The organism is Micromonospora sp. NBC_01796 (assembly GCF_035917455.1).
In the GTDB taxonomy this organism is placed as follows: domain Bacteria; phylum Actinomycetota; class Actinomycetes; order Mycobacteriales; family Micromonosporaceae; genus Micromonospora_G.
This window is the reverse complement of record NZ_CP109078.1, coordinates 4,034,114-4,047,279: the sequence shown is the minus strand read 5'-3', so window position 1 is coordinate 4,047,279 and position 13,166 is coordinate 4,034,114. Positions and strand designations below refer to the sequence as shown.

12 protein-coding genes are annotated in these 13,166 nt (G+C 69.3%); 4 read left to right on the top strand and 8 right to left on the bottom strand.

The window, feature by feature from the left end:
• Window positions 1–220: 220 nt before the first annotated feature.
• On the bottom strand, window positions 221–532 hold the full coding sequence (locus tag OIE47_RS18660) for a hypothetical protein (RefSeq protein ID WP_326562754.1): 312 nt from the start codon (window positions 530–532) through the stop codon (window positions 221–223).
• A complete protein-coding gene (locus OIE47_RS18655) occupies window positions 529–822 on the bottom strand; it encodes a hypothetical protein (protein WP_326562753.1) in 294 nt (97 codons plus the stop codon). The genes OIE47_RS18660 and OIE47_RS18655 overlap by 4 nt, the downstream gene beginning before the upstream one ends.
• 453 nt (window positions 823–1,275) lie before the next feature.
• Between OIE47_RS18655 and OIE47_RS18650 the strand changes: the two genes are divergently transcribed.
• From OIE47_RS18650 to cutA, 3 genes are all read left to right on the top strand, one after another.
• Window positions 1,276–2,076: a helix-turn-helix domain-containing protein gene (locus OIE47_RS18650; protein WP_326562752.1), complete on the top strand. Its 801-nt coding sequence runs from the start codon at window positions 1,276–1,278 to the stop codon at window positions 2,074–2,076.
• Window positions 2,073–2,258 (top strand): DUF397 domain-containing protein, encoded by a 186-nt coding sequence (locus OIE47_RS18645; RefSeq protein WP_326563156.1) that lies wholly within the window; start codon window positions 2,073–2,075, stop codon window positions 2,256–2,258. Before OIE47_RS18650 ends, OIE47_RS18645 begins: the two co-directional genes overlap by 4 nt.
• Window positions 2,259–2,529: 271 nt before the next feature.
• Entirely contained in the window at window positions 2,530–2,865 is a 336-nt protein-coding gene (gene cutA, locus OIE47_RS18640; RefSeq protein ID WP_326562751.1) for a divalent-cation tolerance protein CutA, read from the top strand.
• Between the two features lie 325 nt (window positions 2,866–3,190).
• Here cutA and OIE47_RS18635 read toward each other — a convergent pair whose 3' ends face one another.
• Complete coding sequence (locus OIE47_RS18635; RefSeq protein ID WP_326562750.1) at window positions 3,191–4,771, bottom strand: chitinase; 1,581 nt, start codon at window positions 4,769–4,771, stop codon at window positions 3,191–3,193.
• 239 nt (window positions 4,772–5,010) lie between these two features.
• Between OIE47_RS18635 and OIE47_RS18630 the strand changes: the two genes are divergently transcribed.
• Entirely contained in the window at window positions 5,011–6,222 is a 1,212-nt protein-coding gene (locus OIE47_RS18630; protein WP_326562749.1) for a hypothetical protein, read from the top strand.
• A gap of 17 nt (window positions 6,223–6,239) precedes the next feature.
• Here OIE47_RS18630 and OIE47_RS18625 read toward each other — a convergent pair whose 3' ends face one another.
• The 5 genes from OIE47_RS18625 to OIE47_RS18605 all read right to left on the bottom strand — a co-directional run bounded on the left by OIE47_RS18625 (window position 6,240) and on the right by OIE47_RS18605 (window position 13,088).
• Window positions 6,240–7,577 (bottom strand): ABC transporter ATP-binding protein, encoded by a 1,338-nt coding sequence (locus tag OIE47_RS18625; RefSeq protein WP_326562748.1) that lies wholly within the window; start codon window positions 7,575–7,577, stop codon window positions 6,240–6,242.
• 105 nt (window positions 7,578–7,682) lie between these two features.
• On the bottom strand, window positions 7,683–8,789 hold the full coding sequence (locus OIE47_RS18620) for a glycosyltransferase family 4 protein (RefSeq protein WP_326562747.1): 1,107 nt from the start codon (window positions 8,787–8,789) through the stop codon (window positions 7,683–7,685).
• 219 nt (window positions 8,790–9,008) lie between these two features.
• Window positions 9,009–10,733, bottom strand: a complete 1,725-nt coding sequence (locus tag OIE47_RS18615) for a trypsin-like peptidase domain-containing protein (RefSeq protein WP_326562746.1) — start codon at window positions 10,731–10,733, stop codon at window positions 9,009–9,011.
• 91 nt (window positions 10,734–10,824) lie between these two features.
• On the bottom strand, window positions 10,825–12,393 hold the full coding sequence (locus OIE47_RS18610; protein ID WP_326562745.1) for a sensor histidine kinase: 1,569 nt from the start codon (window positions 12,391–12,393) through the stop codon (window positions 10,825–10,827).
• Window positions 12,390–13,088: a response regulator transcription factor gene (locus OIE47_RS18605; RefSeq protein ID WP_326562744.1), complete on the bottom strand. Its 699-nt coding sequence runs from the start codon at window positions 13,086–13,088 to the stop codon at window positions 12,390–12,392. Before OIE47_RS18605 ends, OIE47_RS18610 begins: the two co-directional genes overlap by 4 nt.
• Window positions 13,089–13,166 lie beyond the last annotated feature (78 nt).

Here is a 13,166-nt window from a genome sequence, read left to right as displayed (position 1 = left end):
CCCTACCCCCTTGGGCGGGCACGGGCTTCCACCGAGAGCGTTGCCGGCGCCCCGGTTGCCCTGCCCTGCGGGTGTCGACCGACAGGGGTGGGGTGTCTCGATGCCGCTATCCCAGAAAGGCTCCCGACTCGACGTCGGCCGTCGTGAGTTCGAAGCAATTTGAGTACGTACGGCAGCCGTCAGGGCAGCAAGGAGCCGCTGGTCGGCGCTGTTGTTTCAGTCAGATTGAGCGGCGATTCCTCCGCCGCTTGGCGTCCTGTACGGCCACCCAGCCGAGGATGCGCGAATGCAGGGTTTGAGGGTCCGGGCGCTCGCCCGCGTCCACCACGATGGTGTCGAGTTCGGCCAGGGCCGTAACGAACTGGGCGCCGAGGTACAGGTACAACTCGATTCGGCGGGCGGGGTAGTAGGCGGTCAGCAGGTTGAGCCTTACGTCCGCGCACGGCCAGGGGTGGGCGTCGACCCGGCAGATCCAGAGTGGCCGCAGCGGCGTGTGCTCGGCCAGTTCGGGGACGATCGGGTCGCCGGTCACAATTCCCCGCGTCCGGGCAGCGGGGACACGAAGTGCGGCTCGGCCAGGCGCAGGTGAGGGTGGCCGTCGGGCAAAGCCCGGCGGTGGACCGCGAGTTCCAGCTTCTCGCCGTCGCCTTCGTACAGGACTTCGACGCCGACGAGGGCCACCCACTGCGCGACGACCAGGCCGAGACGGTCGGGAATGTGGGTAACGCGCATGCGCAGCGGACGCTTGTCGTCCCGGCCCTCACTCTCGCGCCTGTAGTCCGAGGGCTGAAGATCGAGCACGTCTCCCACCTGGAGCATCATCGCCTCTCGCTCCTTCCCGTCGTGCCGTAGCAGGTCCGTTGGCCCAGGGTCCATGGGCGCTCTTGGAAAAGAGTGGTCTCTTCCGTGGCCCATGCCGGCTGCGCCGGGGGTGGGGGCACTGGGGGCGGAGCTGGTGGTGGTGGCACGAGCAGTCTCACAATCCAGTCACACCAGACGGGCCAGGCAAACATTCCGCACCTCCTTGACATTGCGAGCATTGATGTTGGAAGCGGGGACACCCCGGCAGGGAGTCCGGGGTGTCCCCGCGCAGCCCCGCCCGTCCTTTGGATGAGGCGACATTCGAGGGGGTTGGATTCGAGCGGGACCACCTAATGACAGGCTGCTATCGAAACCCTTACTGTCGGAATAGCTCAGTCCACTTCGGGGGGTGCCGGCTCCCAACCCTGGCCAGCAGGGGGTGGATCTCTAATTCGAGGAAAGGTTGGGGAACACGTGGGAATCTCGGCTTCGGAGTACCTGCTACGCGACCTGAAGCGAAAGCGGCTGAAGGCAGGACTCACCCAGGCCCAGCTTGGGGAGAGGATCCACTACTCGGACACACACGTCAGCGGTATCGAGACGGGCAGCAAGCCTGTGACCTTCGCTTACCTGCGGCTTGTGGATGAGGCACTCGGCCTTGACGACCACTTCCAGGTGATGTGGGAGGAACTGGTCAAGGACAGCGATGCGCCCGTGTGGCTGCGCGAGTGGATGGTCTTGGAGCGCGAGGCGACAGCGCTGCGCTGGTACGAACACGCCTTCGTACCCGGCCTACTGCAGACCGAGGCGTACATGCGGGCGATCTTCTCGGCAAGTCATCGGCTACAGGCCAACGATATAGAGCAGCAGGTCGCATCGCGTCTGGAGCGTCAAAAAATTCTGACCGGCGACACCGCGCCAAATCTATTCGTCGTGGTCGACGCCATGGTGTTGAAGCGGCAAGCCGGGCAGGGCAAGGTGATGGCTGAGCAGATGGCGCACTTACTAGCTTGCGCTGAGCAGCCGAAAATGCACTTGCAGGTGATCCCCACATCCCTTGGTATGTACTCGGGGCTCGCCGGGGCATTCATCCTCGCCGACCTTCCGGACGCCCACCGTGCCGGCTACGTCGATAACCAGCTAACGGCTCAGATCGTCGAGCGGCCAGACGACATTGCTACCCTTACTCTGTCGTGGGATGCCGTGCGCGATGAGGCGCTACCACGTAGCCAGACCCTGGATCTCCTCAAGGAAGCGGCACAATCATGGACATGACCGGCGCCCAGTGGCGAAAGTCAACCCGTTCCTCCACCAACGGCGGCGCCTGCGTCGAGGTTGCCGACAACCTGCCCGGCCGCGTGCTCGTGCGGGACACCAAGGACCGTGACGGCGGCACCCTGACCTTCGGCCCGGCCGAGTGGACGGCGTTCGTCGGCTTCGCGAAGAGTGCCAGCTAGTTCCCGAGCAACGGCGGTACTTCGGTCCCCTGTTACAGGGTCCCAGCCAAGAGAGCCCCAGCGCGATGCTGGGGTTCTCTTCGTATCTCGCCCAAATCGACTCCCACCTGCCCCCGGTGCTGTACGACTGCCCGCAGCGCGTCCCGGATCATCTGCTCCGCCTCGCTGCTCACCTCGACCGCCATATAGCCGCGCCCGCGTTCAGCGCATGGACAGGAGATGTCGTCCGCTACCGAGTTCAACCCGTCCTGGACGGCGTTAGGCTCCGCTGATGACCGACTTCCTCCAGGTGGCGACGGCGACCGAGACCCGTGCGGCAGCTCTCGAACTTGCGCAGTCTGCGGTAGCCGAACGGCTGGCCGGCAACGCGCAGATCATCGGTCCGGTGGGAAGCGTGTTCTGGCACCTCGGCGAGCTGGGCACCGGGGAGGAGTGGCGCCTGCTGCTCTACACGTCCTCCGACCGGTACGCGGAACTGGAGGCGCACCTGTTGGAGCACCACCCCTGGCGTAATCCCCAGGTGATCGCGACACCGATCGTTGCCGGCGCTACCGGGTGCCTGGAGTGGCTCCGCCAATCAGTAGCCGCGACCGAGTCCACTCCGTAGCCGCGAGGAGCACCCACTAGACCTCCGGCGATCTTGCAGTTGTGGTGGTGCACAAATCCGGGTGAACCTCGCCTATCCGGGCACCACAACTGCAAGATCGCCGGAGAAACCAACGGCGTCCGTCGCCTTCACGAGGAGCACCCGCTAGACGCGCGACGATCTTGCAGTTGTGGTGGTACACAAATCCGGGTGAACCTCGCTTATCCGGGCGCCACAACTGCAAGATCGTCGGGGAGGGCGGGGCGTCCGAGCCCCCTGCCGAGCGACGAAGGGCTCCAGCGGGATGCTGGAGCCCTTCTTCTGTGTCTGACCTGGGGTGCGCGGGTCAGGGGAGGGCGTTGAGGAAGGGGTCGTGGCTGTTCTTGAACTCCCAGTTGTAGAACCTGTCCCAGTTGATGGACCAGGTCATCAGGCCACGGAAGTTCGGGTTGGTGCCGCTGCGCGGGGTGTAGCCGCCGCAGTTCGTGCCCCGGACCAGGCAGTTCACCGCCTGCTGTACGCCAGCGGGTGCGACGTACCCGTTGCCGGCGCTGCTGCCTGCGGGCGTACCGAATGCGATTTGGTCCTCGCGGAGAGCGGGGAAGACGTTGGCGGTGTTGCCGGCGACCGGGAAGCCGGCCAGCAGCATGTCGGTCATCGCGATGTGGAAGTCCGCCCCGCCCATGGTGTGGTACTGGTTGTCCAGCCCCATGATCGGACCGGAGTTGTAGTCCTGCACGTGCAGGACGGTGATGTCGTTGCGCAGCGCGTGGATGACCGGCAGGTACGACCCGGCGCGCGGATCCTGACCGCCCCACGGCCCCGATCCGTAGAACTGGTAACCGAGCTGCACGAAGAAGGTCTCCGGCGCCATCGTGAGCACGAAACCGGAACCGTAGCGGGCCTTGAGCGTACGGATGGCGGAGATCAGGTTGACGATCACCGGGGTGGTCGGGTTCCGGAAATCGGTGTCGCCGGTGTTCAGCGACAGCGAGTGCCCCTCGAAGTCGATGTCGAGCCCGTTGAGGCCGTACCGGTCGATGATGGCGCTGACCGAGCTGACGAACGCGTCCCGGGCGGCGGTGGTGGTGAGCTGCACCTGTCCGTTCTGGCCGCCGATCGAGATGAGCACCTTCTTGCCCTGCTGCTGCTTGGCCCGGATGGCGGCGGTGAACTGCGCCTCCGTTTCGACGCCGGGGCACTCCGCGACCGGGCAGAGCTGGAACCGGATGTCACCGGAGGTGACCGACGTCGGTTCACCGAAGGCGAGGTTGATGATGTCCCACTCGGCCGGTACGTCGGCCATCTTCACGTAGCCGGAGCCGTTGGCGAAGCTGCTGTGCAGGTACCCGATGAGCGCGTGCTTCGGCAGGCCGGTGTTCGGCGGCGGGCCGGTGGTCGGCGGTGGCGTGGTCGGCGGGGCGGTGGTGGGTGGCGGCGTCGTCGGCGGCCGGGTCGTCGGCGGCGGAGTTGTCGGCGGCCGGGTGGTCGGCGGGGCGGTGGTGGCCGGTGGCGTGGTCGGGGTGGTCCCGCCGCCGCACGCTGCCCCGTTCAGGGTGCAGTTGCCCGGGGTGCCCGGACCGGTGGCGTTGAAGCCGAACGACGCCGACGCACCCGGAGCGAGATTGCCGTTCCAGGACCGGTTGGTGAAGGTGAACCGCTGACCGGAGGAGGTCATCGAGGCGTCCCAGAACGTCCCGACGGTGCTCCCCGACGGCAGGTCGAAGGCCACGCTCCAGGAGGCGAGCGTTGTCGTACCGCCGTTGGTGACGGTGTACTTGCCCTCCCAGCCGGAGCCCCAGTCGGAGACCTTGACGAAGGTCGCCGTCGGACCGGCGGCGAAGGCGGGCACCGCCACCGCGATCGCGCCGACCCCGGCCGCCAGCGCGGCCACCACACCGATGAACAACGATCTGGAGCGTCTCATCCAGTCCTCCCGACCGGTCGTGGCGCGGGCGGCCATCGACAGTTGGCCAATTATTAGGACTGTTAACTGTTTCTGTAAAGCCCTGGCATCCATCGATGGCCCGGATCGACGTGCACCGAAGCATGGTCACCGTCGGGTAAACAGCGGACGAAGTCGATCGAGGTTCGTTGACACCCGGCGCGGGCGCGGCGAGAGTTCCGTACCAAACGGGCACAACGCTGCGTCCAAGGAGGATCCTGGTGAAAGCACGGACATCGCTCGTCACGGCGCTGGTTGCGGGGCTGCTCGTCACCGTTGCCGGGCCGGTCACCGCCGCACCGGGCGGCGATCCGACCGGCACCGCCGTCGAGAGCGACGGCGTCGCCGCCGCCGCGGTCACCCTGAACGCGGCCAACTTCCGGTTACAGGCCAGCGCGTACGGCGGCCTCATCGACGACCTGGACGCCGCGCTGCCGAACGTCAGCGTGCCGACCGTCGTCGGTGACGGGAACCGGGTGGCGACCGCGTGCTCCCCCGCCGCCGCCAACCGGGTCGCCTCGTTCTGCTGGAACAGCGGCGACAACAACGTCACGTACTGGATTCCGCAGGCGATCACCACCACCGCGGACGCGTACGAGGTCGGCACCTACGAGGGCGCCACCGCCATCCTGGTGAGCTGGTACGACGACGCCTCCGACGGGATCGACCGGGGCGTACGGGTGTCCTTCGTGGACTACTCCACGCCCAGCGCGCCGACCTACCGGCACGTCCTCCTGGTCGAGCCGTACGCACGCAGCGACGGCAAAGCCTCGTTCCGCCCGGTCAACATCCACGCAGGTGGCATGTTCTGGTACGGCTACTACCTCTACGTCGCCTCCACCAGCGCCGGGTTCCGGGTCTTCGACATGCGGCACCTGTGGCAGACCGCCACCAGCAACGACGCCGTGATCGGCCTCCAGACCGACGGCACCTACCAGGCGTACGGCTACAAGTACGTGCTGCCGCAGGCACTCACGTACACCCGGTCGACCACCGGCGGTTACACCAACCTGACGTACTCGTTCGTTGCCCTGGACCGGACCAGCACCCCGGACAGCGTGGTCGTCGGCGAGTACGCCAACCCCGGCACCGGCACCCGGCTGGTCCGCTTCCCGATCGACTACACCACCCGGATGCTCACCACCGGCAGCGACGGATACGCCCACGGGTCGCAGGCGTACGACGTCTCGGTCACCAGCATGCAGGGCGCGACCGCGATCAACGGGAAGTTCTACCTGTCCACCAGTGACGGCAGCGGCAACAAGGGCGACCTGGCCACGTTCAGTCCCGGCGGCTCGGTGGTCATGCACACCGACGCCCTGCCGATCGGCCCCGAAGACCTCTCCTACTGGCCGGCGAAGAACCAGCTCTGGTCGCTGACCGAGTACGCCGGCAGCCGGTCGGTGTTCGCGGTCCGCGCGTCGGCGTACTGAGCTGTTTCACGGGCCGGTCAGTCGAGTCTGATCCGGTGACCGGCCCGGTCGAACAGGAGCAGTCGGTCCAGGTCGACGGCGAGCGCCATCGGTGCACCGGGCCGGGGCGGGGTCAGGGCGGGGACCCGTACCACGAGGTCGCCGGCGGGCGGGGGCTCGTCGCGGGAGGCTGGGTCGTACACGGGGTAGAAGCCGTACTCGGTCCGGGCGGTGGCGGGCGGTTCGGCCGTACGTTGGTGCGGGATCATCCGGGCGATGGTGTGCCGGAACGGGTGCCCGGTCGGCGGGTCCTCGGCGAGTACGTCGGCCAGGTGCTGACCGGTGTCCGGGTGCTCCAACCGGGACTCGGCCACCGAGGTCGGCACCCCGCCGATGTCCACGTGCACCAACGCCTCGTGGCCGAGCTGTTCGACCGAACGTACGCGGCCCCGCAGGACCGCACCCGACTCGGTGTCGCCGACGACCGGGGTCAGGGCGTCCGGGCGTACGGCCAGGGTCACCCGCTCGGTGTGCCGGCCGACCAGCGTCCGGGTACGCGGATCGGCGCGGGACAGCTCCAGGAGCTGTGAACCGAGGTCGATCAGGACCCGGTCGGTGTCGACGTAGACCGCTCCCTGGAACAGGCTGGGGCGCGGGGTGCCGAGGAAGGCGGCGACGAACAGGCTGACCGGGTCGCCGTACACCTCGGCCGGCGTACCGACCTGTTGCAGCCGGCCCCGGCGCAGCACCGCCACCCGGTCCGCCATCGTCATTGCCTCGACCTGGTCGTGGGTGACGTACACGGTGGTGACCCCGAGTCGGCGGGACAACCCGGCGATCTCCGTACGCAGCTCGGCGCGTACGCCAGCGTCCAGATTGGACAGTGGCTCGTCCAGGAGAAAGGCGTGCGGCCGGCGGACGAGCGCCCGTGCCATCGCCACCCGCTGCTTCTGGCCCCCGGAGAGGCGACCGGGGCGGCGCGGCAGCAGGTCGGTGATGCCGAGCTGCGCCGCCGCCTCCGCGACCCGGGCGGCGAGGGCCCCTTCCGGCTCGGCACCGAGCCGCAGCGGGAAGCCGATGTTCTGGGCCACGGTCAGGTTCGGGTAGAGGGCGTAGTCCTGGAAGACCATGGCGACCCGGCGCTGGTGTGCCGCCCGCTCGTCGGGCACCTCACCGTCGAACAGCACCCGTCCGGCGGTCGGCTCCTCCAGTCCGGCGACCAGCCGCAGGATTGTCGACTTACCGCACCCGGTCGGCCCGAGCAGGGCCACGAACTCCCCGGTGGCGACCTCCAGGCTCAGGTCGTCGACCGCGACGATCCCGCCGTCGAAGACCTTCGTCAGCCGGTCGATGGTGATGGTGACCAATACGACCACCTCCTGCCCCCATCGTCCGGGCCGGTACGGCAACCGCGCTACCCCCGTGACGCGGTTGCGCCCGACGCCCGGCCCACTGCGCCGGACGGGGACGCCGTCGTCGGGTTACCAGGCGCCGGTGGGGGTGAGGGCGGCGTGGGCCGGGCGTTCGCGGGCGGTGTTGGCCCACTGGCGGTAGACCCGCTCGTAGCCTTCGGCCATCATCTCGGCGGAGAAGGCGTTGCGTACGTGGGCCACGCTGGCGGCCGGGTCGAGGTCCCCCGCGTCGAGCAGGGCCTGCGGGAGGTCGTCCGGGTCGACGCAGATCAGGCCCGTCTCCCCCGACCGGACCAGCTCCGGTACGGCACCCCGGTCGAGTGCGACCACCGGCGTACCGGTGGCCATCGCCTCGACCATCACCATGCCGAACGGCTCCTCCCACCGGATCGGCATGATCAGGCACCGGGCGTCGAGCATGAGCTGGAAACAGGTGGCCCGGTCCGGGTTGCGCAGCACGGTCAGGTCCGGTCCCTGCAACGGCTCGATCACCTCGGTCAGGTAACGCTGCTCCTCCGGCTCGTCGCACTTGCCCGCCAGCACCAGCGACAGCCCGGCCGCCCGGCAGGCGCGTACGGCCAGGTCGGGACCCTTGTCGGGGCTGAACCGGGCCAGCCAGAGGACCGGTCCGGTACCCGGCTGCGACTTGTGCCGTACGTCGTCCAGCGCCAACCCGTTGTGCACCGTCGCCGCCCACGGCAGGTACGGACGCAGCCGCCGCTGGGCGTGCGAGATCGCCACCAGTCCCACCGAACGGTCGACGTCGGCCAGGATGTCCCCGAGTTCCCCGGTTGGTCTGTTGTGGACGGTCGCGACCGTCGGGACCGAGCGCCGGGGCGCCACGAACGGGCCGATGGTGGTGTGGTCGTGCACCACGTCGAAGACGTCCGGGTTGATCATCTGGTCGGCCCGCGCCAGGTGGGCCAGTTCGGGCAACGACTGCCCGAGACGCTCGTGTTGCAGCTCGGGCATCGTCCCGACGAAACGGGCAGCGGTGCCGGAACCCGTCCCGGCGCCGAAGAGGGTCACTTCGTGCCCACGGGCGGCCAGCGCGTCCACCAGTGCCGCGCAGACCTGTTCGACCCCGCCGTACCCCTTCGGCGGCAGCTCGTACCAGGGCGGTACGACCATGGCGATCCGCAACGGTACGGTCTGGTCGAATCGGTCGATCGGCATGTGGTTCACGACGTCGAGCCCTCCCCACTGCTCCGGCTGACCCGCCGGATACTTCGGGTTTCCCTGCTCGGCCGGGGATAACCGGCCGAACCGACGGGTGGGAAAAAGGTGCGGCGGGCGACGTGACCAACCCCCTTGGTCACATCGCCCGCCGCTTGGGGAGGAGGCGCACTTCCGGGTTACGGAAGAACCGCCTTCAGGTACGAACGGGTCCTCCTGCTATGACGTCTCAGCCAGCGTCACGGTTGCCGTCTTCTCCACACCATTTCGGGTGAAGGTCAACTGCACCTTGTCGCCCACCTTGCCCGTCTGCACGGCCCCGACCAGATCGTTGGAGTCGTTGACCACCTTGTCGCCGAACCGGCTGATGACATCGCCCTGCTGGATACCGGCCTGGGCGGCCGGGCTGCCCTCGGTCACCCCGCCGACCACGGCACCGCCGTTGTCCGCCTCGGTCACGCTCACCCCGAGGTACGGGTGGCTGACCTTCTGACCCTGCTGGAGCTTGCCGGCCACGTCCTTGGCCTTGTTGCTCGGGATCGCGAAGCCGACACCGATGTTGCCGTTGCTCCCGGCGGTGGCGATGGCGGTGTTGATGCCGATCACCTCGCCCTTGGTGTTGATCAGGGCACCGCCGGAGTTACCCGGGTTGATCGGGGCGTCGGTCTGGAGCAGCCCGGAGATCGAGCTGGCCGCCTGCGGCGGCTGCTGCTGCTGGAACGGGTTCTGCGGCTGAGACTCGTCCTCGCCACCGGCCTGGATGGTCCGGTCCTTGGCGCTGAGGATGCCGGCGGTCACCGAGCCCTGCAGCCCCAGCGGGCTGCCCAGGGCGAGCACCGTGTCGCCGACCTGCATCGCGTCGCTGTCACCGAGCTTCGCCGGGCTCAGGTCGCTGACGTCCTGCGCCTTGACCACCGCGAGGTCGGTCTTCGGGTCGGTACCGATGATCTTCGCCTGGGCGGTCTTGCCGTCCGCGAAGACCACCTTGACCGTGTCCCCGGTGGCACTGGCCACCACGTGGTTGTTGGTCAGGACGTAACCGTCGGCGCTGAGCACCACACCCGAACCCTCACCGCTGCCGGTGGTGATCGAGACGACGCTGTTCTCCACCGAGGCGGCGATCTTGGGCAGGTCGGCGCTGTTGATGATCGGAGCGGCGGAGTACGTCCGGGTCGGGCCGGAGGAACCGTCGTCGAGGGCCAACGCGACCGCGCCACCGGCGATGCCGGAACCGGCCATCAGGACCAGGGCGGCCGCGCCGATCGCCGCGAACCGGCCCAGCCGGCTCGGCCGGGGCTGGTGACCCGGTCCACCCGGGCCCTGGGCCCAGATCGGCGGCGGGTTGCCACCGAGGTGCGGCGGCTGCGGCGGCATCGGGGCACCGGGCGTGTGCTGCCCGGCGTAGCTGGGGTTGCCCGTCCAGCCCGGCTGGTTCTGGGCGGCCGGGTGCCAGGGGCTCGGCGGGTAGGAGGCCGGCACGGCGGAACCGGGCTGGGCGCCGCCGTACTGGCCGGCGTAGGGGTCGGTCGGCCGCTGGTAACCGGCGTACGGCCCGGCCGCGTGCGGGGCGGGAGCGCCGTGCCCGGCGTACGGGTTGCCGTACGGGTCGGTCGTCGCTCCGGTCGGCCCGACCGGTCCACCGGTCGTCGGGGCGGTGCTCCCGTCCGTGGTCGGCGTGGCGGTGCCGTCCGTGCTCGGTGCGGCGCCGCCGTCCGTGGTGGGCGTGACGGTGCCGTACGGGGTCGGCGCGGAGTAGGCGGTGGTCTGCTGCTCGGAGGCGGCGGCGGTCGGCTCGGTGCCGCCGACGGCCTGACCGGAGGCCGCGGGGGTGGAGTCGGCCGGCCCGCGCTCGACGGGCGACAACTCCGCGGTGGGATACGACGGCGTGGCGTCGGCGTCGGCGTTGGCCGAAGGCCGCTGCGGGTCGGTTTCGTACTCGCTCATGACACCTACCTTGCCCCGAAGCTCTGCGACCCACCTGGAATCGCACTGGATGTTCGCTGTGAATCGCGCGACCCGCAGCGGCACACGGCCGCTACTCGCCCTCGGACGAATCGTCGGCCACGGTCGGGGCGAGCGGCACCTTGACCCGGAAGGTCGCGCCGCCACCCGGCGTCTCGAGCACTTCCACGCTGCCGTTGTGCGCCGCCACCAGCGCGGCCACGATCGCCAGCCCCAGACCCGTACCGGCGGCGCCGCCGACCCGGCGGGTACGGGCCGCGTCGGCCCGGTAGAACCGTTCGAAGACCCGTTCGGCCTGTTCCGGCGGGAGGCCCGGGCCGGTGTCGGCGACCTCGACCACGGCCAGGTTGCCGGCCTCGGAACGCAGCCGCACGGTCACCGAGGCGTCCGGTGGCGTGTGCGTGAGCGCGTTGGTCACCAGGTTCCCGAGGACCTGACGCAGCCGCGCGTCGTCGGCCAGGACAACCAGGTCCCCGGCGCCCGGAGCGGTCTCCAGGGTGATGTTCCGTTCCGGCGCGATCGCCTGCGCGGCCTGCACCGCCTCGGTCGCCAGCACCGGCAGTTCCACCGGACCGAGCACCAGCGGGCGCTCCCGGTCCAACCGGGCGAGCAGCAGCAGGTCCTCGACCAGCAGCCCCATCCGGGCGGCCTCGTCCTCGATCCGGCGGACCAGACGGGCGGTCTCCTCCGGGGAGCCGGCCGCACCCTGCCGGTACAACTCCGCGAAGCCCCGGATGGTGGTCAGTGGCGTACGCAACTCGTGCGAGGCGTCCGCGACGAACTGCCGCATCCGCTCCTCGGAACGGCGGGCCCGAGCCTCGGACGCCTGCGCCGCGAACGCCGCGTCCCGCGCCCCCAGTTCGGCGTTGCGGGCGGCGGTCTCGGAGGCGGCGCGGGCGGTGAACGCCGCCTCGATCTGGGTGAGCATCGCGTTCAGGGCGCGGGAGAGCCGGCCCAGTTCGGTCTTCGGCTCCACCGCTCCCGGCTCGGGATCGGGCACCCGCCGGGTCAGGTCACCGTCGGCGATCGCCGCCGCGGTCTGCTCGATCTTGATCAGTGGCCGGAGGCTGGTCCGGACTATGGCCGCCCCCAACGAGGCGAGCAGGATCAGGACCGCGCCGCCGACCAGCAGATCGATCCAGACGAGCTGCTTCACCGCCTGGTCCACGTCGGTCAGGTGCTGCCCCACCGCCGCCATCTGGCCGCCGGGCAGCTCGGTGTAGAGCATCCGCCAACGGACCGTGCCGTCGTGCGCCTTGACAGTGAACGGGTCACCCTGCAACTTGGCGAAGCCGTCCGGGTCGGACGGCCACGGCGGCAGGTCTTCGGGGGTGAACCGGTCGGTGTCGTACCGCAGGTCGGGCTGCTTGGGGTCGTCGGTGGTCAGCACCACTATGTAGTCGGCCAGCGGCAGCGAGATGGTCCCGCCGCGCGGCGAGGTGGACAGCGACTGGAGGCTGCGTACCGACGTGTGCAGTTCCGCGTCCACCTGGCTGACCAGGTAGCTGCGCAGGAAGAAGGTCGTCATCACGCTGATCACCAGCAGTGCGGCGGCGACCAGCGCGAGGACCGCGGTGACCAGCTTGAACCGCAGCGGGGTGCTCCGCAGCCGACCCTTCAGTGAGGAAACCGGACTGGTCACGCCGCGGGCTTACGCAGCACGTAGCCGACGCCCCGCAGGGTGTGGATCAGCCGGGGCTGACTCGTGTCGACCTTGCGCCGCAGGTAGGAGATGTACGACTCGACGATGTTGTCGTCGCCCCGGAAGTCGTAGTTCCACACGTGGTCGAGGATCTGCGCCTTGGAGAGCACCCGGTTCGCGTTGAGCATCAGGTAACGCAGCAACTTGAACTCGGTCGGGGAGAGCTGGACCCGCTGCCCGGCCCGGTGCACCTCGTGCGTCTCCTCGTCCAGCTCCAGGTCGGCGAAGCTGAGCCGGGACGGCGCCTGCTCCCCGGTCGCCGTACGCCGCAGCACGGCCCGGATCCGGGCGGTCAGCTCCTCCAGGCTGAACGGCTTGGTGACGTAGTCGTCACCGCCGAGGGTCAGCCCACGGATCTTGTCGTCGGTGGCGTCCCGCGCGGTCAGGAACACCACCGGCGTACGGGTGCCGCTCTCCCGCATCAGCCGGATGACCTCGAAGCCGTCCAGGTCGGGCAGCATGACGTCGAGCACGACCAGGTCGGGACGGCGGTCCTTGGCCGCGGTGACGGCGGCACTGCCGCTGGTCGCCGTGGCCACGTCGAAGCCGGCGAAACGCAGGCTCGCGGAGAGCAACTCCAGGATGTTGGGGTCGTCTTCCACCACGAGTAGTCGTGCCTCGGTCTGCGCAGCCATGACCACATCATCCGCCGCTCCGCTGCGCGCGGGCTGGAGGTAGCCTGAAAACTGCCTGGGAACAGCTCGGAGCAAGCT

What these genes read in the sequence shown, in the direction of transcription:
- OIE47_RS18635 (WP_326562750.1), bottom strand. Translation starts at nt 4,771, where the DNA reads ATGAGACGCTCCAGATCGTTGTTCATCGGTGTGGTGGCCGCGCTGGCG.
- OIE47_RS18645 (WP_326563156.1), top strand. Translation starts at nt 2,073, where the DNA reads ATGACCGGCGCCCAGTGGCGAAAGTCAACCCGTTCCTCCACCAACGGC.
- cutA (WP_326562751.1), top strand. Translation starts at nt 2,530, where the DNA reads ATGACCGACTTCCTCCAGGTGGCGACGGCGACCGAGACCCGTGCGGCA.
- OIE47_RS18605 (WP_326562744.1), bottom strand. Translation starts at nt 13,088, where the DNA reads ATGGCTGCGCAGACCGAGGCACGACTACTCGTGGTGGAAGACGACCCC.
- OIE47_RS18615 (WP_326562746.1), bottom strand. Translation starts at nt 10,733, where the DNA reads ATGAGCGAGTACGAAACCGACCCGCAGCGGCCTTCGGCCAACGCCGAC.
- OIE47_RS18655 (WP_326562753.1), bottom strand. Translation starts at nt 822, where the DNA reads ATGATGCTCCAGGTGGGAGACGTGCTCGATCTTCAGCCCTCGGACTAC.
- OIE47_RS18620 (WP_326562747.1), bottom strand. Translation starts at nt 8,789, where the DNA reads ATGCCGATCGACCGATTCGACCAGACCGTACCGTTGCGGATCGCCATG.